Genomic DNA, 26960 nt, shown 5'->3' on the forward strand with positions numbered 1-26960 from the left:
ACCCGTCACGACGATGTCAGGCCGACATTCATTTTTGTACCCCCTTCACAAGTACAAGCGATTGCATGCCAGGGCAGGCCGGAAACCAGAAATGTCATTTGCAACCAGAGTCACGAAATAAATGAGAAAGCGGCACCACTTCAATCATCGAATTCGAGCAATCATTCATAAGGAATGCATCATGCCCCAGCAGTCAAAAACAAACACCTGGCTATTACCATCGAAATCCATTGGGCATGTGCGTACATTTACGAGCCGTATTGCACTAATACTTCTATTCGCCACGACTTCCGCGATGGCGGCCGATTATCTTTGTCATTATCAGGACAAGCCATTCAGGCTGGCGGAAGGGCATTTTTCATTAGGCATCGACGGTACGGGCGTTGAAGTGGGCAACAGGGGCGGTTATTACAAACCCAAAGGTCATTACTACAACAGATTCCAGGCGCAGGTTCCCAAAGGCAACAAGTTGTCAGTCAAGGCAAAGTCCAGGAATTTCCCCCCCCTTATCTGGATCATCGACGATAAGGATAGACGCCACTACAGCAAAGACCTTGGCAGAACTTCATCCGGGTGGGTTTCGGAAGTCACCTTCGATTACAGCGCCCACGACTCGGGAGGCCAGACCAAAGCCGTTGATGTCTTTGTTTCGCCCAACCAGGATCATCAGCCACAACAATGGCGCGGTACGACCGTATACATCTCGGCCAATCTGCATAAGGAACAATGCCATTACTTCGACAAACCGAAACCGCGGCCCCCAATCAATCCCCCCATGCCTGATTTCAACCCTTGCCCGCCGGGGCAGAGACCAGTACCGGGCACTGGAATGCTGGGCAGCGAATTGCAATGTATGTAGTTAATTGTGTAGGCACTTGGAAAATGTTTTCCGCATTGGGAATAGGTTAAACCCAGCGTGATTTACAAGATATCTGCGGAAGGTTGCGTGCATCGAACAGAACCATCGGCACAACCCTGAAAATTCCAGCCATTATCTTCGTTCTGTTTTGCCAGTATTATAGATTTTATTCAGGATACGGAATGAACATTGACGGATTTTTTCAACGAAAGCCGGGTGGCTTGTATTTTGGAAGCCGTCTTTCCATATTGGCTGCGATATTTGTCGCATTGGCTGCAATAATTTCCTCAGGAAATGCCTCGGCCCAACAGGAGGTCGAAATTTCTTGCGGCTACCAAGACCCCAGAAGTTCGTCTCTATGGCACAACTTCGAAGCCTTCGTTAATCGGGAATATTTGTCAGGCCCGGTACCAGACGACTTTGGTCTCGATGACTATGCTCATGATGCATGGTTTCTGAAGCGCCGGGCATTGGCCTATGGACATGGCTTGCATCGCGCCGAACTCGCCGCCGCCGACGATTTTGGATATATGGAAGCGGTAGCTTGTCTGCACCTCGGCGTCGACCAGATCTTTGGGTTGGAAATGGCCAGAAACCCGTGGCAAGAGCACGACCGTGTCCACAAACTCCGTAAGGCCGCGGCCAGGGGCAAAGAGAACGCTTTGGTCGAGCAATACACGGGCGTCAAGACCGTCAGACCGGCCTACGAGGTGCTTGGCATCACGCCTTCCAAACCGTCTTCGCGGCACAGCCTGCCTGCCAAATCACCCGCCCAGCAAGTCCAGGACGGCCAGTACTGCGCCACCATCAAGGCCGACACCGACTGGCAGGCCGTGGCCATCCCCAAAGGGTTCAACGGCGTCATCCAGGTAGAAGGCAGTTGGAACGTGCACGACACCCACGCAACCGTGGGCCCCGAGGGCTATAGCGGCAGCCTGGGCGACCGCATGGATCGCCAATACCCCCATGCAAAGCACCACCGGGGCCTACCGTTCGCTGCGCTGCTGATGCGAAACGGGAGCCATGGCCCGGTCTCCTGGGTCAGGGTCAGGAAACACATGGGCATCGCCACCGGCCCCGATTTCCAGTTCCGCATCAACGAACAGGATGACGCGCTGGCGGACAACAAAGGCGCCCTGACCGTCTGCATGAGTGTGGGGCAGCACGGAATAGGAGGCAACGCCAAACCCAATCCGACGCCGGTCCCGGTTAGTGCGGCAAGCTGCTTTCTTTCCTACGAAGATTGGAGCATTTCCGAGGCAGACCGCCTGACCACCCGTGCCGAGCGCATGGAAAGAGGCGTGGAAACTTGCTACAGCACCGAGGACCACCGGAAATGCAGGCAGGCCGCCGATCTCGCCCACTCAGCCTTGGTGCATATCACGCAATGGTTCGCGCGCACCCGTGATATCGATGGCCATTGCCTGCTTTGCGATCTGACTGAAGTCAGTCCCAAGCCCTCCGCAATTGGCGCCAGGCTTGACGAGTTGTCCTACAAACTGTTCCGCAAAGGCTTGGGTTCTAACATCGGCAGCGGTTGGGGTGGCCAGTATGCCGATTTCGAAAAGGAAGACTTGTGCGTACTGAACAAGCCCAGAAAGGGAGGCTTGTCCATCAGCCCCGTGGCCAAGGACGATTGCCCGAAGCACTGTGCCGATGCCGCACCCAACTGCAAATACGCCTACTACAACGATAAGACCCGCACCTGCAGCTGGGACGATGACCAGTCCACGCCGAACCTGACCGCACTTAAGAGCGGTGATATCTGGGACGGGGCCAAGAGACGCTGGCTAGGCCATGCCGGCAACGCATCGTTATCAGGGAATCGGGTTTTCGTCCTGGACAAAGTCGTGTTCAGCAAGTACCAGACGCCTACCGATATCTGTGGGGCAACGATGACCTGCAAACATGAGAAACGCGCCCTTCCCGGCAACAGAACCTTAGGCGGTACGGAAACCGAGGACTACTACTCCATTTCCGAGGGCTCGGCGTCCTTCAGGTTCAAGGAGAGTTTCCGAACCGGTGGCCAGTCACTGTCCAATTATTCCGCCCAGTTCACCTTCGAGGCGCCGCCGCCCAGAATCCGCCCGGGAGAAACCCTGCGACTGAGAACCCAGGGAAATATCATCGGGTTCATCGACGGAAGAGGTTACACACGGAGTTTCGCCTATTACATCAAGCGGGGCGGACAAAACAGCTATTTCGACAAGACGCAGGTCGCTCTCGGGACGGGTGAACTGCCCCTCCAGGGAAACAGACGAAATGGCCAGTTGAGCAAGTCCTCCACGACAGCGATCACCATCCCCGCCAGTGCCCGCAAGGAGTTGATCATCGGCGGCAAGTTCGGCCCTGACCCCGGGTTGTATGTCGATTGGATCTACAAGGAACAATGAGCGCCAGCGCATGATCCCTGCTTCTCCTACCTTTTCACCCGCGCCAGGCCAAGTCGGCACTCCCCCGGATCGCAGTCATGCCGTGCTGGCCGCAATCTGGCTGCTGGTGACGCTGCCCTTGGCATGGCTGGCGGCCTGGGAGATGGAAGTAACGGTCAATTCCCTCAGCGTCGCAGGCAAGGGCAGCTCCCTGCCCATGCTGACAAACTGGTATCGGGACCTGGGCACCATCGGCATCTACCTGACAGCGGCAGCACCCGGCGCGCTGATGCTGGCCCTGCACCCGCTGCGCTCCCGGCGCATCGTGACGGTGACGCTGACCCTCGCCGTCGCCGCAAGCATCCACTTCGTGTTTCTGGGCCTGCTGGCCGCTTTGCTCGCCTTCGTGAAGGTGTATTTCTGATTCCTGCCCTTGTCCCCATGGCCATGCTCCCGCACAAACGCCTTACCACTCTAGTCGTCTGCCTTTGGTATGCGCTGCTGGGCATCTTGTTCTTCATCGTGCGCCCGGAACTGGCCTACAGCTACGGGCACTGGCTCGGCGAGTTCGCGGGGAACCTGCCCCGTCTTACAGAGCTGCTGAGCCTGCCGGTGCTCGGCCCCGCCTTCAGCACCCCCAGTCAGGATTACGGATTGGTGTTCTGGCTGGCCTGGGGCTTTCTATTCCTGCCCCCCGCCTTGACACTCCGCCGATTGTGGCGGGCGGGGGACAAAATCGACATGACCACAGGCCTGCTTTGGTCGGCCATCTACCTGCTGCTCGCCCTCCTGCTGGGCACCATGGTCGCGTTCGGGCTATGGCTCCCATTCTCGGCGGCCTAGCGCCCTCGCTGGCGAGCGCATCGTGAGTTCAGATACTCAATTCGGACAGCCCGGTGAAGCAGACCCGGATGCCGCGCAAGGGAGCTACGTCGCCCAGTTGCTGAAAGGCTTCAATCTCGTCATCGCCGATGCTTCCTGCGCGGCGATCAGGCAAGCCTTGGAGACATTCTCCACAGCCGCGCTGCTGGACGACTCCCGGCCGGAGGCTTACCTGGGCCTGGCCCTGTGCCATACGAATCTGGGCGATCACGGCCGGGGGCTGCGATATTTCGATCTCTGCCTCAGACACGGCTTCGGTCAGGGAACCTACGCAACTCTCCGCCACGAACGGGACGCTGAAGAGGGAAGCACCCAGACCTATGAAATCGGCATGGACGCGGTGCTGGGCTGGCGGGCCACCTGCCATCTGGAACTAGGCTCGCCAGAAGCTGCGAAGCGCGAATTGGCAAGCCTGTCGCCCAACCCGCCCCACGAACTGCGCTCGGGCCTGGCGGTGCTGCGCGGCAGGATCATGCTGGCCGAGGGCGACCTCGCTGGCGCCCAACGCCAGTTGGGCGAAGCTTTGGCCTGGGAGCCCGGGGAACCGGATGCCCATTTCCTGCGCGGTCAGCTCCATGAGTCCCGGGGCGCTCCCCAGGCAGCATTGCGTGCTTACACCAGGGCCATCAGCCTAGATCCGGAGGAGCCTGACTTCCGCATCGCTCGCGCAGGACTCCTGATGGCTGCCGGAAGGACCGTGCAGGCTTTGGAAGATCTGGACATCGCCGAATGCCTGCTGCAAGAACAACATCACCAACCCGCGCAACTCGCACGCATTGCCCGCATGCGCGATGAATTGGCTGCAAGCCCGCCACACCAGACTCCATGAAGACGGCTTGGGATTCTTCAAGCCTGGGAACCATTTGGCACGTCGGCTGGATTCAAACCCGCGATACTTCGTTCCAACGTGTTTACGCATGCACAGAATAGGATGCCACGGCCATGCCCACTGAACCCCCCTTCAATCTCATAGACTGGTATGCCAGACAGCCCAGGTGCACAAAGGTATCGATCGGGTGTTCCATGTTGGCATCTTCGATCGTGTTGTTTACCTGGGGCAGGTACTTCCTGATGCCCACTGGCGCCGTGATTGGGTTCGTGGACAGTGGCGCAGTGACCTTGTTGTCCTTCCTGTCAGTGGGGCTCTGCAGTGGGTTATCGTTCTTGCTTGGAGTGGTTCAGCTCATCTTCATACCACCACGTCGCGCGGGATGGGTTTGCATAGGGTTCGGATTCGTTCCCATTGGACTCCTCCTCGCAATGATCTGGCTCGTTGAACGTGTGCTGGAAGTTGCCCTTGAGTAATCTCTTATCGGACGCCGCAATAAATGGTTTTTGGAATCACGCTCAAGGTGGATTCACTCAGTGAAGTCCCCTCCCGCCGGGGGGGACCGGCCGAAAAAATCAGCCGTTTGAGGAACTGGCTGCACGTGACCCTGCCATGGATCAAGGGGAAGCGTTCGGAAATCGGCTACCAAACGGCGACAAGAAAGGCCCCGCTGACAAGCGACAGAAACAATAAGGGCCTGCATTTCTGCAAGCCCTTGAATTACTTGGCGCGCCCGGCAGGATTCGAACCCACGACCCCCTGGTTCGTAGCCGGGCCGGCGGGGATTTTCTCGATTATCACCTACCTTAACGCACCTCAATAAACCCCATAAAAACACCGAGTTATGCTATATCTAACGCAACCGGCTTTTACGGACTTTGCCGTACTTCCTTAGCCCGGTCTTAGCCCGGCATTAGCCCGGGTAGACATCACGGCATGTGGGATACGGCGTGTTAAATAAGGGGAGATTGTGTCAGAGAGCAAGATTCACTTCAACAAATCGGCCATCGACCGCCTCCCGCTGCCCGCCCCGGGCAAGCGGGCAACCTGGTTCGATGATGAGGCCAAGGGACTGGCCCTGCGCGTGACCAGCACGGGCGCCAGGTCTTTCTATCTGGTGCGCTGGATCGAAACACGTGCTGAGTGGGTGCGCTTAGGTGGCTACCCGGAAATGACCGTCGAACAAGCACGACGAGCGGCGGCGAGGCTGAACGGCGAGATTGCCGAGGGCCGGAACCCAGCCGACGTCAAGCGCGAGAAGCGCGCCGAGATGACCCTGAAGGAGGCGTTCGATACCTACCTGAACCGATACGCCATTCCCCACGGCCTGAAAACGGTCCCCGCCATGCGCGAAATGTTCGATCTCTATCTTGGCAAGCTTCCGGACGGAACGCGCAAACGGCATGGTCGAGAACGGACGAAGCCTGAAGGTGCCGTGGACTGGACCAGCCGCAAGCTATCGTCCATCAGACGCGAGGATGTCTCGAAGTGGCACGCCAACCTGGGAGCCGCTTGCGGACCCTACTCCGCGAACCGGGCGCTGGAGTTGCTGCGCGCCATCTACAACCGGCTGATCAAGTTGGGGTTGATCGCCCTGGACAATCCCGCGGCAGGTATCGAGAAATTCCGCGAACTCAAGCGGGACCGATTCCTTCAGGCAGACGAGATACCCCGCTTCTTTGCGGCACTTGGAGAGGTCGAGGGTGAGGCAACCCGTGACGCCCTCCTCCTGCTGCTGCTGACGGGGGCAAGGCGTAGCAACGTACTGGCAATGCGCTGGGAAGACCTCGACCTGATGCACGGACGTTGGCGCATCCCCAGCGAGCACTCCAAGAACGGTGATGCCCTCGTCGTTCCCCTCACCACGGCAACGCTGGAGATTCTCAAGCGGCGCCAGGAAAGCGCATCGGGAGAGTACGTCTTCCCCTCCGACAGCAAGACCGGCTATATCACACCTCCGAAGGGAGCGTGGCAGCGACTCCTGAAACGAGCTGGGCTCAACGGCATCCGCCTGCACGACCTGCGCCGTTCGCTGGCAAGCTGGATGGTAATCGAGGGAGCGAGTCTCGTGGTCGCCGGAGGCGCGCTGGGTCATAAGGATCCGCAATCCACCGCGATCTATGCCAGGTTGTCCGTCGATCCGGTCAAGCATGCAATGGAAAAGGCTCAGTCAGCCATCTTCGGTCTGGTGCAGGAAGGGACCAAGCAAGTTGCAACCAGCACGAAATAGCCGAGGTGATCCGCACTCAATGCCAGCATCTGATCCGGATCATTCAGGCGGGAGTTGGATGAGCAAACTCCTGACTGATCAACGTCTCTCAACCTCACTCCAGGAAACCGCCTCCCAATTCAATTTCATCAACCGTTGCACTTGGGGGTTGAAACCGCCCACCCAAAAAAGAAGGCGCCCGCTGGGGCGCCTTGAAGAAGATCGCCATTGCGGCGATCAGGGAGGTGCCGGAATTATGAAGATCGGCACGCAACGTGACCAGCGAGAAAGCAAATCCGGTCATCACGCTTTTCCCGGCCTTGCTGGAACCTCAATGCGCATACACTCGTCCGCAGCCGGACTGCTATGATTTCTCGATCCGACAACAACCCGCAGCATGGAGGCTCCTACATGAACAAATCCGAACTCATCGAAGCCGTCGCCAGCAAGACCGAGATGACCAAGGTGGCGGCCGGGCGGGCCGTGGAGGTGGTGCTGGACACCATCGCTGAGGCCGTAGCCAAGGGCGACTCGGTTTCCGTGATCGGCTTCGGCTCTTTCGAGTCCCGCAAGCGCGCCGCCCGCTCTGTCAAGAATCCGCGCACCGGCGAGGTCCTCAAGATCGCCGCAACCACCGTGCCTGCTTTCAAGCCCAGCAAGGCTTTCAAGGACCGGGTGGCCGCCGGCAAGAAAGGCGGCAAGAAAAAGTAATTCCCAGGTGTCCGGGTGTGGACACCACCACAAGGAATTGACAACACCGGGGCGGCGAATCCGGCGCAACCCTGGTAGAACAGTGATCGCGCCAGGCAGACCGATTCCGAGCTCCAGCCGGCGCGCCAGAACCAGGGAGAGCAGCCGATGGACTCGTCAATCGGACCAGATTACGTCTTCTGGTCCAAGCTCGATGCGTGGAGCCATCGCGACGCCGCCTTACTGCTGTGCGGGTTGGATCCGGATCGTGTCCGGGGTTCTGGCATCCGTCTGGATGGCCGGGAGTTGCCGCCCGAATTCATCGAGGCGGCCAAGATCTACCGCATCCTCAAGAGTGCCACCGATGCGGGTCCGCATGGCGTCCACCCCTTCACCGTCATCGAGCACGCCCTGGGCAAGGGGTTGCCCCTGCCCGGTCCCTTGCTGGAAGCAGTACGCGAACGTTTCCGTCTGGAACGCAAGCGCGCCGGGCGGGATCTCGAGGACACCCTGGGCGAAGCGGACGAGGCCGCCCCCCACCCACGCAGCAAGCAGTTCCTGCTTCGCCTGATCTATGTCCTGGCCACCCAGGGATATGGCCTCAAACTGGATATGCCCTACAACGATGCCAGCGACATCGCTGACGACGCCGAGCGGCTGGGCCTGGCGCTGGACCGGGGCACCATCGCGAATTACCTGAGTGAGGCGCGGCAACAGGCGGAAGTCCTGGGCCTGGTTGCATAGCGACCAATCCTCACGCCATGGCCTGCGTTCAGGCCGCCAGGTGGTTTGATCCCACCCCACCCCGTACTACCGTGCCGCACGCCGCCCAACGGCGATTACTCCCGACGCACGTCCCCTGTCGCAGTTCTCCGTAGCTGCACGACGTGCAATGACCGTCACCGGTCGTGCCGAAATTTCCCTTATTTATCAATGATGACCATCCGTTGAACTGACTGTTCGCCTTGACCGGATGCCTGCCATCCGCAGCGGACACAGCAAGGAAGTTCTTCCTTATCGTCTCTCCCATGCGTGGATGCGCTGGGCAATAACCGGAGGTCAAACATGTCTCAATCGGCAGCAAATCAACCCGAACCCCACCCGATCCTGGCGAGCCTAATGCGTTCGGATCTGCTCACCACCGAACAGGCGGCCGCCTACCTGGGCCTCAACCCTCGCACCCTGGAGGTGTGGCGGTGTACCAAGCGGCATGAGATCCCCTACATCAAGGTCGGCCGTTTGGTGAAATATCGCCGCGCCGAGCTGGAGCTCTGGCTGAAGCGCCAGACTGTCGGCGAAACCACGGCCTGATGGGATGCAACATCCCATGACGCCGGTCCTGGGAACCGTCGGTGGCATCTGCCCCGACGGCCTCATCCGGATTGGGGCGAAGACATGATCAAGCTCGCACTTGTGAGCACCAAGGGCGGGGTGGGCAAGACTACCCTGGCCGCAAACCTCGGCGCCCTGCTGGCGGACATGGGGTTGCGGGTATTGCTCATCGACGCGGACGAGAAACCCTCGCTTTCCAAGTATTTCCCCCTGCGTTCTCTGGCCCCCCATGGCCTCACCCAGGTCATCACCCGGGGTGTCGTGACTCGTGAAGCAATCTCCGAGATCGACCTGCCGCACCTCTCCGGCGCTCTGGACATCGTGGTCTCCGACAGCCCCGAGATCAACCTCTCCGACTGGCTCTATGCCCGCATCGACCGGGCGGTGCGCCTGAAGCTTGCCCTGCGCTCCCCCGAGGTGCTGGCCCGCTACGACTGCGTCATTCTGGACGCCCACGGCGGCGCCGGCGCCGTGGAGGACGCGGTGGCCCTGGCTGCCGATCTCCTCATCTCCCCGGTGCGGCCCGATGTGCTGAGCGGCTCGGAGTTCATGGACGGTACCTTGCGCATGCTGGAGCGCCTGGATGCCTCTAGTGCCATCGGCGCGGGGTTGGGGCCCATGAAGGCAGTGATCAACTGCCTGCGCCGCACCAATAACTCCCGCCTGGTGGCCGACACCATCCGTGCCAACTTCCTCCGCGCCCAGGGCCGGGTCACCGTGCTGGACACGGTGATCCCGGACGCCAACGCCTACCAGGCGGCGGCCACCGCCCAGGTGCCGGTGCATCGCTTCGATCGCCAGCGAGTTGGGGCCAGCGCCTGCCCGTATGAACTCATGCATCGGCTTGCCTGGGAGCTGATCCCCTCGCTGCAAGGGGTGTACGCCGGAGGGAACGGACACGCGAGGGCACAGGCCGCCTTCCCCCCGCACGAGGCCGCCCATGTCAGATGAGCGGGAGCACAATACTGGCCCGGTCCCTGCCATGGGTCTCCCCACGTCAGCCACGGACGAGCTCCGCCAGCGCCTGCACACCCGCCTGACCCTGCCCGGCCCGGCGGACGCCGCCGCCAGTCTCCAACGCGGCGACGACCTGGACGGCGCCCGCATCCTGGTACCGGTGTTGGACATCCGCCCATACGACCGCAACCCCCGCCGCGCCCTCAACCCCCGCTTCGACGAGATCAAGGCCTCCATCCGCGCGGTGGGGCTCCTGACCCCCTTCAATGTCACCCGCCGCCCCGCCGAGACGCACTACATGGTCTCTGGCGGCGGCAACACCCGCCTGGCTATCCTTCAAGAACTGGTCCGGGAAGGCGAGACCCGTTTCGAGCGGGTGGAGCTCACCTTCAAGGCCTGGCGCGGCGACGCGGAGGCCATCGCTGGCCACATCGGCGAGAACGACCAGAGAGGTGAGATGAGCTTCTGGGATAGGGCCGCCGGCATCATGGACATCAAAGCCGCCTTGGAGGTCCAGACTGGCAGCCCCCTATCCTTGCGCCAGATGGAAGCCGAGCTCAAGCGCCTGGGCCTGCCCGTGGCCCTGGCCAACCTCAGCCTGATGAAATTCGCCCTGGAGCGCCTCGCCCCCCTGGGCCAGCGACTCACAGGGCTGGACGTCAAGCGCATCCAGCCACGCATGAACCTGCTGAGGCGACTGGCGGGTCTTTGCGAGATCGAAGAGGCAACGTTCCAGGGACGCATTATCGACCCGGCATTGCATGAACACGTCCTCGCCCTGGGGCCGGACGTCGGGGCCGCGGCAGAACACCTTCTGCGGCGCTGGGAGGCCGCCCTGGCCATGCATCTCGGGATCGAGGGCAAGCGGCTCACCCAGATGCTCGCCGCCCTGGAGAAGACCCCGGGGGCGCAACGGCAGGACCTGGAACTGTGTGGCACCCAATCCACTTCCCCCTCCATGCCCCAGGCTGGGACGGGCTCTAACGCCATCCCTGGCCCCATCACCCAAGCCACCGAACCGGGCCCCCAGCCCACCCCGGAACCTCCACCCATCATCCCGGAGCAGCTTTCTCCCCAAGACTTGGGCCACCTGCTGCGCAAAACGGCCGAACGCCTGGCCCGGGCCGGTGGCGTGGCGGGCTGGTTTGCCCCCCTGGACGGGCTGCCCCTGGGCTACTACATGGAGGCCGCCCCGCTGCCCCAGGACGAGGAACAGGACCTGCGTGGCACCCTCTGGTGGCTGCTGGCGGCCGCCTCCGGGCAGATGGACCCCAACCTGGCCCTGAGCCTGCCCGAGGCCTCCCGCTGGCGGCGGGTGTATCTGCGGGAGGCGGGTATGGACGAGTCCGCCTATCCCTTCCTGGTGGAGGACGACCTCCTCGCCCATGCCACCCGGGACGGCCTGGCCGCTATCGATCCCTGGTCGCTGCTCAACCTGCTCCAGCACGAATCCCTGGTGGCGCAATGCCTGGAACTGGCGCGGCTGGCCGCCCGGGCGCGGACCGCCGATCCCATTGCCTACCGGCACCTGCTGGAGCCCATCCACCGGCGGGGCAGTGGATGATCGCCCTGGAAGATCCGCACCAGCGCCTGCTGGCCTTGTCCGTGCTGCTGGCCCGACTAGAGCAGGGCGAGCTGGCTGAAGCCGCCGAGACGGGACTGAACGTCCGGATGGTGGAACGGCTGCGGGGCCTGCGCGCCACCGAGCTCATCCGCCTCGCCGCCATCAAGCACCTCAAGATCGGCATCCGGCTGGACCCCGTCAGCCTCGACTACGCCCTGCGTATCCTGGACCGGCTGAACTCGGAATCCAGCCTCCTGGAGCGCTGCATCGCCCACCAAGCGCCGCGCGCCCTGCTGGCCGAGCTCTTTGGTCCCCACGCGGTGACTCTGGCCATCCGCCACCGCCTACGTCAGGGTGAACCGGCGCCACGTGGCCGGCCGCCCTTGCCCGACCCGGAGACCCGGGACCGTATCCATGCCCGCTGGCATGCCCTGCGAGATGCCGCCCTGCATCCGGCCGAGCGTTACCTGGCCCTGGCGGAGGACTACCCGGGATTCACCCTGGCCAGCCTGCACGCCGTGGTGCACGAGTTCGAGGCGCGGCCATGAGCGGCGGCATGCGTCCACCGTCCGGCGCCGCCCTCCGGCCCATGGACACGGCCCTGATGCTGGACCTCCTGGACGAGCCCATCGTCTTCCACCGGGCCTACGTGCCTGTGGCCGGCGGCATCACCGCAGCCCTGTTCCTGTCCTACGCCGGTTATGCTTACGAGTCTCTCCCGGAGGACAGTGACGGCTGGTTCCTCCGCACCCAGGCCGAGTGGGAGCGGGACACCGGCCTCACCCGCCGGGAACAGGAGACCGCCCGGCGCCAGCTCCGGGAACGGGGCCTGCTGGAGGAACGCCGGGTGGGCATGCCGGCGGTGCTCTGGTTCCGGGTCAACTGGCGACGGCTGGGCGAGGCCCTGGAACAAAAGGCAGCCGAGAACTGGTCGGAGCGTCTCGGTGGCTGACGATCCGCGCTCACGCCTGCAGGAGCTGAACCGCCTCAAGGCGCTGCTGGACGGCGACTACATCACCTACTTCCCGTCCCTCACCCCCCTCTGTGGCAGCCACAAGGCCGCGGCCCTGCTGTCCGTGGCCCTCACCTGGACCCGCAACTGGCTGCGACATCACCCCGAGCGCGACGGCTGGTTCTGGAAGAACCGGGCCGAGTGGCAGCGGGAGACCGGTTTGTCCCGGCACGAACAGGCGGGCGCCCGGCGTGTCCTGCAGGCGGCGGGGCTCCTCCTTGAAAAGCGGCGCGGCATGCCTGCACGCCTGCACTTCCGGGTCGATCTGGACCTGCTGGCCACGCGGCTCGCCGAAGCAGCCCAGGCCAGCCTTGCCGCCTGGGACTGGGACGATCCCTTGCTGCGCCGGCTCCTGGGCCGGCCGGCGGCCCTGTACCGGCGCCTTGCCCTGGTGGCGGGATCGCTGTCCGGCGGCCTCCTGCTCTCCCATCTGTTGCTTGCCTGCCGCAAGGACCTGGCCCTGGGCGGATCGACCACGGGCTGGCTCAACTACTACCCCGACCTCATCGGCCGTCACTGCCGGCTCACTCGCCATGAAGTGGACAGTGCGCGGACCCGGCTCGCCGGCCAGAGTCTGCTGGAGGCGCGCTGGGCCAGCGGCCTGCCCGCCCGGCGGGTGGTGCGTCCGCGTCTTGACCGGCTGCTCGCCGCCCTGGAGGACGATCATGACGGGATTGACGCAAATGGGTATGACAGTCTGGCGCCCTGCGCCATCCAGGGGAAGGAGAAAGCGGCCCTCCTGTCCGGCGCTTCCCGCCATCCTGGCAGCGGACAAAGCGGCCAACAGGGAGGCGATGAATCGGCCGACAGGGAATCCGGAAAGCGGCCAACCGGTCGGCCGGTTTCCGGAAACTTACCATCTGGCGCCAACCCGCAGCAGGAGGCGCCTGGCGGCCCGCCCTCGCGAGCGGGCGAAACACTTCAAGAAGTTAACACCAACCCACCCCCAGCCCCCTCCCCAGGGTTGCCCATCGCAGCACCGCTCACCACGGACAACGGCTGTTGTGGGAGTAGGCGCGAAGAGAGTGCCGAAGCGGAACCCCCCCTGGTCTTCTCCGGCAGACTGCTGCCCGCCGAACAGGCGGTGGCCCGAACCTGGCTCGCTGAGCTCGCCCCCGAACTGCGCCAGCTGGTTCTGGACGAGCATGCCGGCATGGTGCGGGGGCGGGAGATCCGTAATCCCCTGGGCTATCTGCACACCCTGATCCGAATCGCCCGGGCAGGACGCTTCCTGCCTACCATCGCCTACCGGGTCGCCCAATCCCGCCAGGAGGCCGAAGCACGGGCCACCGCCCGGCGCCAGGACCGGGAAGCGCTGCGCCGGGGCCTTGACCCCGCCGCCCGCCTGGCCGCCCGAGAGCACTTGGTGCGTATGCGGACGCAGCTGGGCATGGGCGTGCAAGGGGTCGGGCGATGAGGAAGCTTCCGCGCGGAAGAAGTGTTCGCACTGCGAACACCCGGACTACCGCAACCCCCGTCCAACGATTGCTGTTCGCACTGCGAACACCCTGCAAGTCCCCAAGCTGGCGCAGCCGACCCCGACCGGCATGGCCCTGGCGCAACCTGAACACGAAAGGACCGCGATGAACCCAACCTCCACCCCGACCCCACCCCTGTCGCATCCCTTCCCCGACGGCTACGATCTGGAAGCGGAGCGCATGGCGCTGGCCGACCTGCTCGACGCGGAGCAGCCTGACGAGTCCGACCCCCGCTGGCCGAGGGTGATCGAATACACCGAGCGCCTGCGCCAGTTCGAGGGGATGCAGTCGGCCTGGCGGCTGCGCCAGGGGGCGGACGCAGTAGTGCCGGACACCGAGGCCGCCGTCCAAGCGGGCGGGCTCATCGACGAGGCGCCGGACGCCATGGTGCTGCATACCCAGGAGGCCCATCGGCTGTTCATGGGCCGGTCACGGGATCCCCAGGGCCAGCTGCAGCCCATCGTCGGTGGCAAGCGGGTGGCTGCGGCCCTGCGCTCCATCTGGTACCTGTCCGGCAACGACAACCCCTACGCCGACTGGGCGCTCATCGACACCGGCGAGCGCATCCAGAGCCTCAAGGTCGCCCTGGACGAACTGGGGCGGGAGTGCGAGCAGCACCTCGAGGCCGCGGCCCGGAAGGGACTGATCTTCTCCATCCTCAAGTCCCGGGAGCCGGTCTCCCTTGAGCTGGGTTTCCGTTCCCCCTACGGCTACACGGTGGCGGGACTGATTGTGGAGTACGACTACCGGGTGCGGCAGGTGAAGACCCTGGTGCGCAAGGACCTGATGACTGACGACGAGGGCCGCAAGCTGATCCGGGAGGTGACCCGACGCATCCGGGGGGTGTTCGAGACCCCGGTGCGCTTCGAGCGCTACCTGATCCGGCAGGAATTGCGCGATCTGTCCCGCAGCGACTGGCTGCCCGGCGCGGATACGGAGGCGGCCAAGCGGGTCAAGGCGGTGAATGGCATCTTCGGTGAGGTACCCAAGCCGGTCTTCACCGGCAGCGTGGCCCCGAGGCACACCCGCCGGCGGGTGAACCTCTCCGAGCAGGAGCTCGCCCTGTTGCAGAAGGTGGCGGAGGGCGCCCTGGATCGGGAGTTCGCCGGTAATCCGGATAGGGAAGGTGCCTTGCTGTGAGTCCCGCCAAGTCTCATGGAGAGGTTGTCAGCACCTGGGGAGTGGACATAAAGGGCTTTAAGGGTAAGGGGGGCCAAGCGGAAGCCTGGGCCAGGCAAGCCCGCGCCCGGCTGGATGGCATCCATGCCGCTATGCGGGCCCTGTCCCGGGAGACCAGGGCGGTGGGGGGACATGACTTCACCCTGGCGGTGCATGCCCGGGGCAGGAACAGCCAGCTCGCCCTGCGCTGGCGGCTGGCGGGCCGGCCTGCCCGGCACGTCACCTGGCAGGCCATCGCGAGCCGGGTCGATGGCCTGCCGCCCGCCCTGGCCCAGTGGTATCGGCGGGCCCATGGGGCAGCGCTGCTCCTCAACCTTCAGGAGCAGGCCGCGCGCCATGAGCTGCGGCTGGCCAAACGTTGCCAGGAGGAGGCGAGCTTGGCGAACCTGGGCCATGAACCGGCCCGGCACAAGTCATGAACCCCCGCGATCCACTTGGTGTTCGCACTGCGAACACCCAGATGCTGAAGTCAACCGCCGGACCCAGACACGGGTTCGGCCTCATCCAAAGGCATTTGAAAGGAGCAAACATGCCGAACATCTATCAAGGCACGGGCAACCTGGGCGACAGCCCCGCCATCAAGACCGTCCAGGTCAATGGCGAGGACCGCAAAGTGGCGGAACTGCGGGTCTTTTTTGATATTTACCGGCCCGACGGCCAGGGTGGTGTAGAGCAGACCGGTGGCCACTGGTTGGATGTCTCCCTCTGGGACTACAAGGCCGAGCAGGCGGCCAGGCTGCTGCGCAAGGGGTCGCGGGTGCACGTGATCGGCCGTCTCGAACTGGACACCTGGGCCGACCGGGAGACCGGGGAGCCCCGGGAGAAGCTGCGTCTGGTGGCTGATGACGTGCTGTTATCGCTCACGCGGGTTAAGGGCGTGGAGTTCGAGGCCAGGCGGGGAGAGGATGAATGCAACGCAACCTGAGCGAGCAGATATGACAGCTACCTTGGAGAGAGCTGTCACATCGGGGTGCTATGCTGTCCGGCGGGCCATCGGCCAATCCGGACCGTCGTTGGTCAGTCCGCTCAGGGCCGCAATGCTTTGGTTAACCGCCGCTCGGGCGGTATCTGGGGTAAACGGCAGCTTCCTTATCCGGCGATCTCACACTCACGCTTCAGACACACCGGACAATTCTCGAATGCTCCAAAGGCGGCCCTCTGAGTACAGCGGTCACCTCTGAAGCCTGGTGACTAAGTGCTCGTTGGCAAAAGAAAGCACTTCAGCCAGTTGAAATATTCGAGGTCCTTAGTCGTAGAGCGTTACTCACTACCGATACAGAACTGAAGCTCATGGCAAGGGCTGCGATCAGGGGTGAGAGCAGCAGACCGAACACGGGATACAGCACCCCGGCGGCAATGGGTACCCCCAGGGCGTTGTAGAGAAACGCGAACATCAGGTTCTGCCGCATGTTGCGCACGCTGGCCATGGAGAGTTTCCGGGCGCTGACGATGCCGCGCAGGTCGCCCTTGACCAGGGTGACTTGGGCGCTGGTCATGGCCACGTCGGTGCCGGTGCCCATGGCGATACCCACGTTGGCTCGAGCAAGTGCCGGGGCGTCGTTGATGCCGTCGCCCACCATGGCGACGATGCGGCCCTGGGCCTGGAGTTTAGCTACCAGGGCATCCTTGTCCTCCGGCTTGACCTCGCCGTGCACCTCCTCGATGCCGAGCTTCTGACCGACGGCACGAGCGGTGGTGAGACCGTCGCCCGTGGCCATGATGATGTTGAGTCCACTGGTGCGTAGGCTATGCAGGGCCTCTGGTGTGGAGTCCTTGATCGGATCGGAGACGGCGAGCAGGCCAGCCGCATTGCCATCCACGGCCAGAAACATGACGCTGGCCCCCTCCAGCCGCAGGGCCTCGGCCTGCTCGCCCAGAAGCCTCCAGTCGACACCGACCTCCTCCATCATCTTGGTGTTGCCGATGGCGACATGCTTTCCATCCACCATACCTCGGACACCGATGCCCGATGAGGACTCGAAACCTTCCGGTGTGCTGAGGTGGTATTCGCGGCGGCGGGCTTCTTCCACCAAGGCATGGGCCAGGGGATGCTCGCTACCCTGGTCCAGGCTCGCGGCAACGCGCAGGACTTCCGCCTCATCCCAGCCCTCCGCAGCCACCAAGCCATGGAAGCGGGGCTTGCCCTCGGTGAGGGTGCCGGTCTTGTCGACGATGAGGGTGTCCACCTTGCGCATTGACTCGATGGCGGCGGCGTCGCGGAACAGCACGCCGTGACTGGCGGCCTTGCCGGTGGCCACCATCACGGTCATCGGCGTGGCCAGGCCCAGGGCGCAGGGGCAGGCGATGATCAGTACGGCCACGGCGTTGACGAGGCCGTAGACCCACGATGGTTGCGGCCCGAACAGGCCCCAGACAACGAAAGTCACAAGCGCGATGACGACCACGCCCACCACGAAATACCCAGCCACCACGTCCGCTAGGCGCTGCATGGGGGCACGGGAGCGCTGGGCCTCACTGACCATCTGCACAATCCGGGCCAGCACCGTTTCCGTTCCGACCTTGTCGGCGCGCATGACCAGGGCGCCGCTGGTGTTGAGGGTGGCACCGATGAGGGCGTCGCCAGCCGCCTTGGAGACGGGGATGGGCTCACCGGTGAGCATGGACTCGTCCACCGCACTGGAGCCCTCCAGCACCACGCCGTCCACCGGCACCTTCTCCCCGGGTCGTACCCGTAGTCGGTCTCCGGGGTGGACCTGGGCCAGGGGGATGTCCGCTTCGCTGCCGTCGTCATTCAGGCGGCGCGCGGTCTTGGGCGCCAGGCCCAGCAGGGCGCGGATGGCGGCACCCGTTTCGGAGCGCGCCTTGAGTTCCATGACCTGGCCGAACAGGGTGAGGGAGATGATGACGGCGGCGGCCTCGAAATAGACCGCCACATGGCCATCGACCTGGAATGAGGCGGGGAACACGCCCGGCGCCACCGTGGCGACGACGCTGTAGGCATAGGCGGCGGCGGTGCCCAGGCCGATGAGGGTCCACATGTTGGGACTGCGGTGCGCGATCGACTGCACGCCGCGCACGAAGAACGGCCAGCCGGACCACAGCACCACCGGCGTGGCCAGGACCAGTTCCACCCAGGGGCGGGCGGCGCCGAGGAGGGGGTCGAACAGGCCGCCGGACATGGCGATGGCCGTGACGACGACCGTCATCGGCAGGGTCCACCAGAAGCGGCGCCGGAAATCGGCCAGTTCGGGGTTCTCCTCCGCCTCGGCCGAGGGCGCCACGGGCTCCAGGGCCATGCCGCATTTTGGGCAGGTGCCGGGGCCGATCTGGCGCACTTCGGGGTGCATGGGGCAGGTGTATTCCGCGCCAGCCGAGGAAGCCTCCGAAACTGCTTGCTCCGATTTGTCCGGGGCCAGGTAGTGTCCGGGCTCGGCCTGGAACTTCTTCAGACATCCCGAACTGCAGAAGCGATAGGTTTGCCCCGCATGATCAGTATGGTGAGGCGAATCCGGCTTGACGGTCATGCCGCAGACCGGATCCTTGTCGAGGATGTGGGCGTGGGCCGGTGCCATACCAACTCACCGCCCGTATTGGGTGTCGTGGCGGCCTGCTCCGGGCGGCGGAGCGGAACAGCAGGAATGAGGGGTGGAACGGGCGTGGGCTTCGGCATTGGCCTGTTGCCAAGCCTTGAAGTCGGCCCAGATTCGTTTCAGCCAGTTCAGCATATCAATCTCCTCATGTGTGTCAGCGGTGGGACCGAAAGGCTCATCCCACGGGTTTGGTTCTCTCCAGTTTGAACAATCTTCCATCCTGCGCCCGGCACGTTCCCCGCAAATCGGGAAGATGGCTGACCCATTCACACTCCAGACGGTCACCTTCCCTTGAGGTCAGTGTTGCTTGTCCCTGACTGATATGGCGCCGATGGATTTTCGGGACATTGCGATACGGGCCACGGCATTCGGAATCTGACAGCAGACATCGGTTCATTGTCCAATCCCCCTCATAGCGTTTCCCATCCAGGGTCACCTCGATGGCATTGGGTTGCAGCCAACGGAGGTATAGGGTGCCGACGGCCTGTGTCGTGTCATCCGCATCCTTTAGCGCTACGTTTGACGCGCAACCGGTTAGTAACAGAACGGAGAGAATGGTCAGTAATTTCATGGCGATGTCATTTCTCTCTCAAGAGGCATGCCGGGTCGTCCCAAGGGCTTGCTGCTCCCTGTCGGGAGGTTCGCTTGGCTCAGCCTGGCCTTGGGGGCGCGCATGGGGCTCGGTGAAAAGGTGAATAAGCAATGCTGCCAGGATGATGGGAACAAGCCAGGCCAGGCCCATCCCCAGCCAGCCCCAGGTCATGCCGATAGGTTCGTATCCGATCATGGTTGACTCCACTCGCTTTTCACCGCGCATCCTGGCTAGCGTGGGCCAGGATGCCGTGGCGCTTCCCGGTCGATCATAGGTCGTTGAGGATGGAGCCATAGGTGTCGCCACTGCCCTTTTCACGCCCGGCGGAGACGTGGATGTCGCCGGCCTGGACGTCCAGCACGGCCCAGCCGTAGGTGTCGCCGCTGCCGCGTTCGAACTTGGCGGACGAGAAGCTGGTACCGACGAAGCCGCTGGCATGATCGTTGAGGATGCTTTGTTGCATGTCGGGGTTGCTGTCCCAGTCGTGGGCCAGGGCGGATGAAGAGGCGATGGTCAGAATGGCGAGAGGGATGAAGAAGGTTTTCATGGTGTACTCCTTGTTTATGGGGTGGGCTGAAGCATCATTGAATGAAGCGTCGGCGTTTTCTATGAGCCGGGGGCGCTTAGAGATCATTGAGGATGGAACCATAGGTGTCGCCACTACCCTTCTCGCGACCGGCGGAGGCGCGGACATCGCCGGCCTGGGCGTCCAGTACGACCCAACCATACACGTCGCCGCTGCCACGCTCGGGCTTGGCGGCCGAGAAGCTGGTGCCGACGAAGCCAGCGGAGGTGATGTCGTTCAGAATGGACTGTTTCAGATCCGGGTTGTCGTCCCACTGCCCGGCGAAAACGGAAGTGGTGGCCAGGGCCAGGATGGCGGTACCGAGGATAGTGTGGGTGCGTTTCATGATCGACTCCTATGTGGTTTCAGAAGGACATCACTGCTTGTGATGTTGGAGTCAGTATGGGCAAGGGATACCCACAGGAACCTGATGGCGGGATTACAAATGTGTCATCGTCCGTTGATGAAAATAACCAGGAAATCCGCCCCTGTTAGAAGTTCCGTACCTTGAACGCCGCGTCCGAACCTGGGAAATTCTGCCCTGTCACACTCGAAACCACGATCGAAGGGTGCCAGATGTCGCATGGACTGATCACGATTGGATTCCTTGCCGTCCTGCTATTGGGGCCTGCCGCACAGGCCGGCGAGCCGGACTGGACGGCTCGGGTGTATCAGCTGGTGGTCACGCGCACGGATGGCGGCAAGGAGTTCGGTTCCGCCGTACCGCTGGCCGGTGACCGCCTGGTGACCAATTGCCATGTGTTGCGGGATGCGGCGCGGATCGACGCGTTGGTTGGCGGCACCGCTCAGGCCGTGCAGGCCGACTTGCGCGATGCCTATCGTGACCTGTGCTTTCTTACCCTTCCCGGGCATCGGGCAGCATCCATGCCCATGGTCGACGTGGGGGAAACCCGTGTCGGCATGGAGGTCGTGGCGGTGGGCTATCCGGAAGGCAAGTTCGCCGTCAGTCACGGCCGCATCGTCGGCTTGCACCATTGCGAGTGCGATGGCGGCCGCGTCATCCAGACTTCGGCGGCTTTCGAGCGGGGCGCCAGTGGCGGCGGCCTGTTCGACCGGGAGGGCCAGTTGGTGGGCATCCTCACCTTCAAGGCGAAGTCCGGCGGCAACTTCCACTTTGCCCTGCCCGTGGGCTGGTTGCGGCATGTCGCCGCAGAAGGCCTGGAGCCGATTGCCGGCAGATCGAGTTTCTGGGAGCAGCCGGGACACGAGAGCGGTTACTTCCTTGCGGCCTGCGATCTGGGTGCCCAGAAGAAATGGCATGCCCTTGACCGTCTGGCCACGGAATGGACCCAGCAGGAGCCCAATAACCCCGAGGCCTGGATGGCTTTGGGGCGTGCCTGCAAGGGTTTGTCCAAAAAAGATTGGGCCGCCAAGGCCTTTCAGCGTGTACTGATGCTGGAGTCCACCCATGCCGAGGCACAGTGGGCGCTGCAACAACTGGAGTTTGAATTGGGACGCAGCCTGTTGGCGCCGGACCAGTTGTGATGTGCCTCAGGGTTCCAGGGAACGCTGCTCGATGTCGTGCCAGACGGCATACACATCGTCCGACCAGAGTGATTTGATGTAGACGACCACGTCGTCGACCTGGGCGTCCGATAGGACATCCTTCCAGGCCGGCATGTTGCCGCTGCCACCCGGGCTGCCGTGCTTGATGACCCTATGCAGGATTTTCGTGGGGTGGTGCCAGGCGTGGGCGGAATCGTCAAGGGGCGGTGGCGGGTATTTGCCGTCCGGCCCCCGCTCCCGCCAGTCGCCCGGCTGTCCCTTGCCCCCGGGGCCATGGCAGGACTGGCAGTACTGCTCATAAACGGCCTTTCCGCGCGTCACCCGCTCCGGATCGAAATTCCGGGCCACCTTCGGCGGTGGCCAGTTGCCTTTCACAGCCTGCGGGGTGGCCGGCGCGGCGGTTGTGAGTGCTTTCTGTTCCGTAGGGGTTTCCTGTCCGCAAGCGGTCAGCGATGCCAGCAGCAGGGCGGTCCATGTTAGATGCTTCAGCATGTCTTTACTTCCTCCTTTCCATTCACGATCGACAATAAATCATTCCGGTTCCCGCCACCCCTTGAAGGGCTTTCCATCACGGAGTGGCGGCACAGGTGCCCGCGTCCGCCACGGGCCATACATGGAAGTGGCGCCCTGCCTTCTGCCCCACGCCGACCGCCCCCTTGTCCAGATACAACGCCCAGGCCCAATCAGGCTCGTACAGGCTGGTGGTGGAGGACCAGTAGGCATCGCGCACGTCGCGGAAAGGGTGCCCCCGCGACAGAGCTGGGGTGTGGGCTTCGCAGTCCACGAGAGATTCCAGTTCGTTGATGTTGGGCAGCCGCCAGCCGTAGGCGCCGAGGGAGGTGGCGTTCAGGGCCCGTACCGCGCCCAGCGCCTCCATCCAGGCGACCGGGCCGCCGGCCAGGTCAGCCCCGCGCAGCCAGCGCAGGCCGGTGAGGGCATCGACGACACTCTCTCCCTCGTCCGCAAAACGTGGCCAGGGCCAGGGCTGGCCCGATCGTGTCTCGCCATCCTGCCCGCTGCCCCCGCAAGGGCACGGGCTGCCATGGGCGTCGTGGCAAAGCGTCTGGCCAGAGGCGGCAAGCACGGTGCAGCGGCCCCGCGCGGGCCAGACCAGGAAGGACTGGTCCTTGCCGCCGAAGAACATGCGGCCGCCGTCCATGTCCACATACCACGCATGGGCGGGACTGATGGCTGCGGTAGTGGAGGTCCAATACCAGCCTGGAAACACGTTGATGAAGGGATGCGCATCGGGCAGCACGGGACGGCCGGTCTGGTGGCTGACCAGGCTTCTCAGTTCCCGGCGGTTTGGCAGACGCCAATCGGCATGGCCCAGCAGGCGCGCCTCGTTCATCCGCGCCATAAAACCCAGCGCCTCCATCCAGGTGAGGGGGTATTCGGGCAGATTGGCGTCCCGCGTCCACTCCAGCCCGGTCAGCCGGTCCAGAACCCGGCCGCCTTTTTCCTGGAAACGCGGCGCGGGCCACGCCAGGCCTGCCCGGAATTCCCCATCCTGGCCGCTGCCCGCACAGGGCATGGGACGGCCATCCGTGCCGTGGCATCCGTCCTGGCCTGTTTGCAGGCACGAGAGCACGTGTCGCAATGAAAATATCGGCACAAGCCTGATGATGTTCGCCTTGGCCTGTTACCGGCCGGCCGGATGGGCATGATCCTCGATGCGCGTCATGCCTTTCATGTGCTGCTGGGAGAGTGCGGTCAGCCCATCATGACGGCCCTCCTCGTTGTAGAGCACATCGATGACCAGTCCCCGGCTATCGAAGACCAGGGTGTAGCCGCGCGCCCCGTGACGTGCCTCGGTTTCGCGGACACGCTGCTTGTCTCCCGCCGGGGTGCCATAGGCCACCGCCTTGGGTTGCCCACCCACATCGTAGACCCAGCCGACCATGCCATTGGGCAGTTTGACCTCGCGGTGGGACTTACCGTGGTGGCTGAAAGCCGCCTGCCGGGTGATGACGCCCAGCGGATAGGCGCGCAGGGTTTGCTCGATGTCCGCCTGGGGCGTGAAAGCCGGGGGCATAGGCAGCTTGTCGGCCAGGCCGAGGCCGGCCGTGGCACTGAGCAGGGTGGCCAGGATCATTGAGTGGATTGTTCGGGAGGTCATGTCTGTTCTCCTTTGCTGAAGGTTGGGGTTCCCCCGCTAGAGGGGGAGTGAATTGCCCGTTGCAATCATGCTGACGCATTTCTGGGCCACCATCGCGCGCAGGGTCGTTTCCTCGGCTTGAAAGGCTTCCACGGCAAGCGGGTCGAACTGGCGGCCCCGCATGCGCTGGATTTCTGTTCTGGCCGCGTCGAAGGGCAGCCCCCGGCGGTAGGGTCGATCGGACGTGATGGCGTCCAGGGTATCGATGACCGCGAACAGCCGTGCCCACAGTGGGATGGCCTCGCCCTTGAGCCCCCTGGGGTAGCCGCTGCCGTCGAAGCGCTCCTCATGGCAAAGCACGATCTCGGCGGCTTCGGACATGAATGGGGCGCTGGACAGGATGCGATGGCCGATGTCGGGGTGCTGGCGCATGGTGGCCCACTCTTCCGCATCGAGTGGGCCATGCTTGAGCAGGATGGCATCGGGGATGCCGATCTTGCCGATGTCGTGCAGCAGCGCTCCCCAATAAACCTGACGCAGTGTGTCCGCCTCGCTGGTGAAGCGCTTGGCCAATACCAGGGTATGGCAAGCCACCCGCCTGGAGTGCAGACCGGTTTCGTGTTCCCGCGCATCCAAGGCCTCGGCCAGGGATTCGGCCAAGGCTAGATAAGGATCGGCGGCTGCGGCCTGGGTTTGTCCTGGCCTCTCTTTCAGGTAGCAGGGCTCACAGCGGCAATCCTCCCCGAGGGCGGAATCCGGAGGAAGGTGGATTCTCGTGCCGCACGCCGCACAGGTTCCGTTGAAGGCAGCGTTCATCTGTTCTGAAATCATGATCTGCCTCTGCTTTCCATGCCCGTAATGACATAGGCCGAAACTGATCCGAAAAAGAGTAGTCCGGCCATGGCCCAGAACAACGCGCCACCAAGCAGTGTGAACAACCAGCCGGCAGTCGCCGAACCAACGGCTTGCCCGAGGCTCGCAGTCGCGGTCTGTTGACCAAGCGCGGCCCCCTGCGCAGCACCAGCCGCGAGCGACACCAGATAGGCAAGTGCCGGGATCAGAAGGCCCGAGGCCGATGCAAACAAACCAACGGCCAGCAGCGACAACGAGAATGTGGATGCATACGGCAACAGTCCAACACCCGCCGCCATGGCCAGGAAACCCGGCGCCAAAAGCCGGTCTCCTCCTTGCCGGCGGATCAGATGGGGTAGCGCCCATGTTTGCACCAGAATCATGATCAGGCTGCATTCGGCGAACAACCAGCCGATCTCGCGCGGACCGAGATCCAGAATCAGCCGCCCATGCAGGGCGATGCCCACTTCGAAACTGCCCAGACCGAGCATCACCAGCAGTGTCAAAGCCTGCAGCCAGAGGAAGGGTGATTCCTTGACTTCCGGCGCAACAGAAAGTGAGCGGCTTCGGCTCCCCTCAGGGATTCGCCGATATGCGAGGAACCATAACAGGCCACTTAGCGCCGCCACGGTATAGAACGGCCCATTCTGGTAGCCGGCATGAGTCATCCAGCCGCTCATCGCCGGACCGAAAAGGAATCCAAGCGCACTGGCTGCATACAGCCATGCGAAGCTGCGCGCCCGTATGTCCGGGACCTGCTCATCGCCAATCCAGGCGAACATGACCGGCACGATGGCTGCGGCGAACAATCCCGCGAGCCCTCGCATGGTGTAGGCCAGCGCCAGATTTGATGAAACCGAGAACACCAGTATGGCCACGCTGAAGCCGGCGAATCCGAGCAGGATTACGGCGCGGCGGCCGATACGATCAGATACACGTCCCCAGAACGGCGCAAACAGGAACAGCGAGAACATGTACGCGGCGGTCAGTAGGCCGGTATGCCAAGCAATCGATTCGTTTTCTCCGGCGCCCAGAACACGCGCCAAGAAGAATGGCAGTACGGGCAGCACAATGCCGAAGCCCATGGCCACCACGAACACTGAAGCGAGCGGCAGAGCGAGTCCGCTCGGGGCGACAAGGCCGGCGCCTGAAGACATGCTCATACGGCCCTCATGGGCGCGATCCTGCTCAGTTGCCGTTCGACTCCGCGCGGCCAAGCCTCGCGTTCCTGAACACGGCAATTCCCGCCACCGCGGATAGCAGCGAACCGATCACGACACTCAGCCGCGCACTGCGAAATGCCTCCGGGGCAGAGAATGCGAGGCCGGCGATGAACAGACTCATGGTGAAGCCAATTCCAGCCAGCAGCGCCACGCCATGCATCTGCCGCCAGTTGGCCCCCTCCGGCAGCTTCGCGGCGCCGGATCGCACGGCGAGCCACACGGCGCCCAATATGCCGAGTTGCTTGCCAACGAGGAGACCCAGCACGATGCCCAGCGAAGTTGGTGAGAACAGCGCGGCCAGGGTGGATGCCGAGAACGCGATACCCGAATTGAAAAACGCGAACACAGGCACCACGCCGAACTCGACCCAGGGGCGCAGGTGCTGTTCGATTTCCAGCGATGGCGAAAGGGACTGGCCCTGTTGCGCCTGCGACGAATTCAAGGGGATCGCCAAGCCGATAGCCACTCCGGCCAGGGTCGCGTGGATGCCGGATTTCAATACGGCGACCCAGAGGAACGCACCGACGACCACATAGGCCGCGGTGCGGGTGACATTGAAAAAATTGAGGCCGATGAGGGCGGCTATCCCGAAAGCCGCCATCACCAGCGACGGCGTGGCCAGTCGCTCCGTGTAGAACAGGGCGATGATCAGGATCGCCCCCAGGTCGTCGAAGATCGCCAGTGCGGTGAGAAACACCTTGAGTGAGGCCGGCGCTCGAGTACCCAGGAATGCGAGCACTGTCAGGGCCAGCACCGTGTCGGTGGCGGTAGGGATCGCCCAGCCGCGCATGGCTGCCGGGTCGCCGGCGTTGAACGCGGCATAGACCAGCGCCGGCGCCGCCATGCCGCCCATGGCCGCGAAGGCAGGCGCCGCGATCGCCCTGGGGCTGGACAAGCGGCCCTGCGTTATTTCGCGTTTGAGTTCCAGGGCGATGAGCAGAAAAAAGAACACCATCAGGCCGTCGTTGATCCAGAGGATGAGCGGTTTGTCGATGGCCAGGGTTCCCACCCTCACCATGACCGGGAGGTGGTGCACCAGTTGATAGGCATCGCGCAGGGGTGAGTTGGCCAGGACGAGCGCAAGCAGCATGGCGGCCAGGGTGAGCAGGCCGGCCATCACATGCGGACGAGATGGCAATGTCACACGCACGATCGGTTCCCACGATGCCGGTTTTCCTGTCCGCACCTA

Annotated in this window: 30 protein-coding genes; 18 read left to right on the forward strand and 12 right to left on the reverse strand. The window is 63.4% G+C overall.

Annotation, left to right across the window (positions count from 1 at the left end; genetic code table 11):
• Positions 1 to 181: 181 nt before the first annotated feature.
• From H6935_15235 to H6935_15260, 6 genes are all read left to right on the forward strand, one after another.
• A complete protein-coding gene (locus tag H6935_15235) occupies positions 182 to 859 on the forward strand; it encodes a hypothetical protein (protein ID MCP5279686.1) in 678 nt (225 codons plus the stop codon).
• A 182-nt stretch (positions 860 to 1041) separates the two neighbouring features.
• A complete protein-coding gene (locus H6935_15240) occupies positions 1042 to 3252 on the forward strand; it encodes a hypothetical protein (protein ID MCP5279687.1) in 2211 nt (736 codons plus the stop codon).
• Between the two features lie 82 nt (positions 3253 to 3334).
• The gene (locus H6935_15245) at positions 3335 to 3655 is read left to right on the forward strand and encodes a hypothetical protein (protein ID MCP5279688.1); all 321 of its coding nucleotides are present in this window, start codon (positions 3335 to 3337) and stop codon (positions 3653 to 3655) included.
• An 86-nt stretch (positions 3656 to 3741) separates the two neighbouring features.
• On the forward strand, positions 3742 to 4074 hold the full coding sequence (locus H6935_15250) for a hypothetical protein (GenBank protein MCP5279689.1): 333 nt from the start codon (positions 3742 to 3744) through the stop codon (positions 4072 to 4074).
• A 22-nt stretch (positions 4075 to 4096) separates the two neighbouring features.
• On the forward strand, positions 4097 to 4942 hold the full coding sequence (locus H6935_15255) for a tetratricopeptide repeat protein (protein ID MCP5279690.1): 846 nt from the start codon (positions 4097 to 4099) through the stop codon (positions 4940 to 4942).
• 970 nt (positions 4943 to 5912) lie between these two features.
• Complete coding sequence (locus H6935_15260; GenBank protein ID MCP5279691.1) at positions 5913 to 7172, forward strand: site-specific integrase; 1260 nt, start codon at positions 5913 to 5915, stop codon at positions 7170 to 7172.
• Between the two features lie 94 nt (positions 7173 to 7266).
• On the opposite strand, the gene H6935_15265 is transcribed toward H6935_15260, so the two are convergent.
• Positions 7267 to 7455, reverse strand: a complete 189-nt coding sequence (locus H6935_15265) for a hypothetical protein (protein MCP5279692.1) — start codon at positions 7453 to 7455, stop codon at positions 7267 to 7269.
• Between the two features lie 107 nt (positions 7456 to 7562).
• Between H6935_15265 and H6935_15270 the strand changes: the two genes are divergently transcribed.
• The 11 genes from H6935_15270 to H6935_15320 all read left to right on the forward strand — a co-directional run bounded on the left by H6935_15270 (position 7563) and on the right by H6935_15320 (position 16288).
• Positions 7563 to 7862 carry an HU family DNA-binding protein gene (locus H6935_15270; protein MCP5279693.1) on the forward strand — a complete coding sequence of 100 codons (300 nt, stop codon included), beginning with the start codon at positions 7563 to 7565 and terminating at the stop codon, positions 7860 to 7862.
• A 147-nt stretch (positions 7863 to 8009) separates the two neighbouring features.
• Positions 8010 to 8585 (forward strand): hypothetical protein, encoded by a 576-nt coding sequence (locus tag H6935_15275; protein ID MCP5279694.1) that lies wholly within the window; start codon positions 8010 to 8012, stop codon positions 8583 to 8585.
• Between the two features lie 375 nt (positions 8586 to 8960).
• Positions 8961 to 9152, forward strand: coding sequence for a helix-turn-helix domain-containing protein (locus H6935_15280; protein ID MCP5279695.1), 192 nt, complete (start codon positions 8961 to 8963; stop codon positions 9150 to 9152).
• Positions 9153 to 9236: 84 nt separating this feature from the next.
• Positions 9237 to 10124, forward strand: a complete 888-nt coding sequence (locus H6935_15285; GenBank protein ID MCP5279696.1) for a ParA family protein — start codon at positions 9237 to 9239, stop codon at positions 10122 to 10124.
• 31 nt (positions 10125 to 10155) lie between these two features.
• Complete coding sequence (locus H6935_15290; GenBank protein MCP5279697.1) at positions 10156 to 11694, forward strand: ParB N-terminal domain-containing protein; 1539 nt, start codon at positions 10156 to 10158, stop codon at positions 11692 to 11694.
• Positions 11691 to 12242: a DUF2857 family protein gene (locus H6935_15295; protein MCP5279698.1), complete on the forward strand. Its 552-nt coding sequence runs from the start codon at positions 11691 to 11693 to the stop codon at positions 12240 to 12242. Before H6935_15290 ends, H6935_15295 begins: the two co-directional genes overlap by 4 nt.
• 8 nt (positions 12243 to 12250) lie before the next feature.
• Positions 12251 to 12646: a hypothetical protein gene (locus tag H6935_15300; protein MCP5279699.1), complete on the forward strand. Its 396-nt coding sequence runs from the start codon at positions 12251 to 12253 to the stop codon at positions 12644 to 12646.
• A complete protein-coding gene (locus H6935_15305; protein MCP5279700.1) occupies positions 12639 to 14123 on the forward strand; it encodes a hypothetical protein in 1485 nt (494 codons plus the stop codon). The genes H6935_15300 and H6935_15305 overlap by 8 nt, the downstream gene beginning before the upstream one ends.
• Before the next feature lie 166 nt (positions 14124 to 14289).
• Complete coding sequence (locus tag H6935_15310; protein ID MCP5279701.1) at positions 14290 to 15324, forward strand: TIGR03761 family integrating conjugative element protein; 1035 nt, start codon at positions 14290 to 14292, stop codon at positions 15322 to 15324.
• A gap of 131 nt (positions 15325 to 15455) precedes the next feature.
• Complete coding sequence (locus tag H6935_15315; GenBank protein MCP5279702.1) at positions 15456 to 15782, forward strand: hypothetical protein; 327 nt, start codon at positions 15456 to 15458, stop codon at positions 15780 to 15782.
• Between the two features lie 110 nt (positions 15783 to 15892).
• Positions 15893 to 16288: a single-stranded DNA-binding protein gene (locus tag H6935_15320; GenBank protein ID MCP5279703.1), complete on the forward strand. Its 396-nt coding sequence runs from the start codon at positions 15893 to 15895 to the stop codon at positions 16286 to 16288.
• 295 nt (positions 16289 to 16583) lie between these two features.
• Here the strand turns inward: H6935_15320 and H6935_15325 are convergent, their stop codons facing one another.
• From H6935_15325 to H6935_15345, 5 genes are all read right to left on the reverse strand, one after another.
• Positions 16584 to 18896, reverse strand: a complete 2313-nt coding sequence (locus tag H6935_15325) for a heavy metal translocating P-type ATPase (protein ID MCP5279704.1) — start codon at positions 18894 to 18896, stop codon at positions 16584 to 16586.
• A 6-nt stretch (positions 18897 to 18902) separates the two neighbouring features.
• On the reverse strand, positions 18903 to 19049 hold the full coding sequence (locus H6935_15330) for a hypothetical protein (protein MCP5279705.1): 147 nt from the start codon (positions 19047 to 19049) through the stop codon (positions 18903 to 18905).
• Positions 19050 to 19089: 40 nt separating this feature from the next.
• Positions 19090 to 19485: a hypothetical protein gene (locus H6935_15335; protein ID MCP5279706.1), complete on the reverse strand. Its 396-nt coding sequence runs from the start codon at positions 19483 to 19485 to the stop codon at positions 19090 to 19092.
• 289 nt (positions 19486 to 19774) lie between these two features.
• Positions 19775 to 20053, reverse strand: coding sequence for a hypothetical protein (locus H6935_15340; protein MCP5279707.1), 279 nt, complete (start codon positions 20051 to 20053; stop codon positions 19775 to 19777).
• A 76-nt stretch (positions 20054 to 20129) separates the two neighbouring features.
• Positions 20130 to 20417: a hypothetical protein gene (locus tag H6935_15345; protein MCP5279708.1), complete on the reverse strand. Its 288-nt coding sequence runs from the start codon at positions 20415 to 20417 to the stop codon at positions 20130 to 20132.
• 230 nt (positions 20418 to 20647) lie between these two features.
• Between H6935_15345 and H6935_15350 the strand changes: the two genes are divergently transcribed.
• Positions 20648 to 21577 carry a trypsin-like peptidase domain-containing protein gene (locus tag H6935_15350; GenBank protein ID MCP5279709.1) on the forward strand — a complete coding sequence of 310 codons (930 nt, stop codon included), beginning with the start codon at positions 20648 to 20650 and terminating at the stop codon, positions 21575 to 21577.
• A 6-nt stretch (positions 21578 to 21583) separates the two neighbouring features.
• On the opposite strand, the gene H6935_15355 is transcribed toward H6935_15350, so the two are convergent.
• The 6 genes from H6935_15355 to nhaA all read right to left on the reverse strand — a co-directional run bounded on the left by H6935_15355 (position 21584) and on the right by nhaA (position 26888).
• Positions 21584 to 22090 (reverse strand): c-type cytochrome, encoded by a 507-nt coding sequence (locus H6935_15355; GenBank protein ID MCP5279710.1) that lies wholly within the window; start codon positions 22088 to 22090, stop codon positions 21584 to 21586.
• A 76-nt stretch (positions 22091 to 22166) separates the two neighbouring features.
• On the reverse strand, positions 22167 to 23132 hold the full coding sequence (locus H6935_15360; GenBank protein MCP5279711.1) for a DUF1566 domain-containing protein: 966 nt from the start codon (positions 23130 to 23132) through the stop codon (positions 22167 to 22169).
• Between the two features lie 108 nt (positions 23133 to 23240).
• A complete protein-coding gene (locus tag H6935_15365; protein ID MCP5279712.1) occupies positions 23241 to 23717 on the reverse strand; it encodes a hypothetical protein in 477 nt (158 codons plus the stop codon).
• A gap of 36 nt (positions 23718 to 23753) precedes the next feature.
• A complete protein-coding gene (locus tag H6935_15370; GenBank protein ID MCP5279713.1) occupies positions 23754 to 24512 on the reverse strand; it encodes an HD domain-containing protein in 759 nt (252 codons plus the stop codon).
• 11 nt (positions 24513 to 24523) lie between these two features.
• A complete protein-coding gene (locus H6935_15375; protein MCP5279714.1) occupies positions 24524 to 25711 on the reverse strand; it encodes an MFS transporter in 1188 nt (395 codons plus the stop codon).
• A 25-nt stretch (positions 25712 to 25736) separates the two neighbouring features.
• Positions 25737 to 26888, reverse strand: a complete 1152-nt coding sequence (nhaA, locus tag H6935_15380; GenBank protein ID MCP5279715.1) for a Na+/H+ antiporter NhaA — start codon at positions 26886 to 26888, stop codon at positions 25737 to 25739.
• Positions 26889 to 26960: the final 72 nt, after the last annotated feature.

This window comes from Thiobacillus sp., from assembly GCA_024235835.1.
Lineage (GTDB): Bacteria > Pseudomonadota > Gammaproteobacteria > Burkholderiales > Thiobacillaceae > PFJX01.

Bases quoted from the DNA above. Each gene is read 5' to 3' on its own strand.
- H6935_15290 (MCP5279697.1), top strand. From the start codon at position 10,156: ATGGGTCTCCCCACGTCAGCCACGGACGAGCTCCGCCAGCGCCTGCAC.
- H6935_15235 (MCP5279686.1), top strand. From the start codon at position 182: ATGCCCCAGCAGTCAAAAACAAACACCTGGCTATTACCATCGAAATCC.
- H6935_15265 (MCP5279692.1), bottom strand. From the start codon at position 7,455: ATGACCGGATTTGCTTTCTCGCTGGTCACGTTGCGTGCCGATCTTCAT.
- H6935_15320 (MCP5279703.1), top strand. From the start codon at position 15,893: ATGCCGAACATCTATCAAGGCACGGGCAACCTGGGCGACAGCCCCGCC.
- nhaA (MCP5279715.1), bottom strand. From the start codon at position 26,888: ATGGCCGGCCTGCTCACCCTGGCCGCCATGCTGCTTGCGCTCGTCCTG.
- H6935_15355 (MCP5279710.1), bottom strand. From the start codon at position 22,090: ATGCTGAAGCATCTAACATGGACCGCCCTGCTGCTGGCATCGCTGACC.
- H6935_15340 (MCP5279707.1), bottom strand. From the start codon at position 20,053: ATGAAAACCTTCTTCATCCCTCTCGCCATTCTGACCATCGCCTCTTCA.
- H6935_15295 (MCP5279698.1), top strand. From the start codon at position 11,691: ATGATCGCCCTGGAAGATCCGCACCAGCGCCTGCTGGCCTTGTCCGTG.
- H6935_15285 (MCP5279696.1), top strand. From the start codon at position 9,237: ATGATCAAGCTCGCACTTGTGAGCACCAAGGGCGGGGTGGGCAAGACT.
- H6935_15350 (MCP5279709.1), top strand. From the start codon at position 20,648: ATGTCGCATGGACTGATCACGATTGGATTCCTTGCCGTCCTGCTATTG.
- H6935_15370 (MCP5279713.1), bottom strand. From the start codon at position 24,512: ATGAACGCTGCCTTCAACGGAACCTGTGCGGCGTGCGGCACGAGAATC.
- H6935_15330 (MCP5279705.1), bottom strand. From the start codon at position 19,049: ATGCTGAACTGGCTGAAACGAATCTGGGCCGACTTCAAGGCTTGGCAA.
- H6935_15270 (MCP5279693.1), top strand. From the start codon at position 7,563: ATGAACAAATCCGAACTCATCGAAGCCGTCGCCAGCAAGACCGAGATG.
- H6935_15375 (MCP5279714.1), bottom strand. From the start codon at position 25,711: ATGAGCATGTCTTCAGGCGCCGGCCTTGTCGCCCCGAGCGGACTCGCT.
- H6935_15275 (MCP5279694.1), top strand. From the start codon at position 8,010: ATGGACTCGTCAATCGGACCAGATTACGTCTTCTGGTCCAAGCTCGAT.
- H6935_15360 (MCP5279711.1), bottom strand. From the start codon at position 23,132: ATGCCCTGTGCGGGCAGCGGCCAGGATGGGGAATTCCGGGCAGGCCTG.
- H6935_15300 (MCP5279699.1), top strand. From the start codon at position 12,251: ATGCGTCCACCGTCCGGCGCCGCCCTCCGGCCCATGGACACGGCCCTG.
- H6935_15345 (MCP5279708.1), bottom strand. From the start codon at position 20,417: ATGAAACGCACCCACACTATCCTCGGTACCGCCATCCTGGCCCTGGCC.
- H6935_15365 (MCP5279712.1), bottom strand. From the start codon at position 23,717: ATGACCTCCCGAACAATCCACTCAATGATCCTGGCCACCCTGCTCAGT.
- H6935_15310 (MCP5279701.1), top strand. From the start codon at position 14,290: ATGAACCCAACCTCCACCCCGACCCCACCCCTGTCGCATCCCTTCCCC.
- H6935_15240 (MCP5279687.1), top strand. From the start codon at position 1,042: ATGAACATTGACGGATTTTTTCAACGAAAGCCGGGTGGCTTGTATTTT.
- H6935_15335 (MCP5279706.1), bottom strand. From the start codon at position 19,485: ATGAAATTACTGACCATTCTCTCCGTTCTGTTACTAACCGGTTGCGCG.
- H6935_15315 (MCP5279702.1), top strand. From the start codon at position 15,456: ATGCGGGCCCTGTCCCGGGAGACCAGGGCGGTGGGGGGACATGACTTC.
- H6935_15325 (MCP5279704.1), bottom strand. From the start codon at position 18,896: ATGGCACCGGCCCACGCCCACATCCTCGACAAGGATCCGGTCTGCGGC.
- H6935_15280 (MCP5279695.1), top strand. From the start codon at position 8,961: ATGCGTTCGGATCTGCTCACCACCGAACAGGCGGCCGCCTACCTGGGC.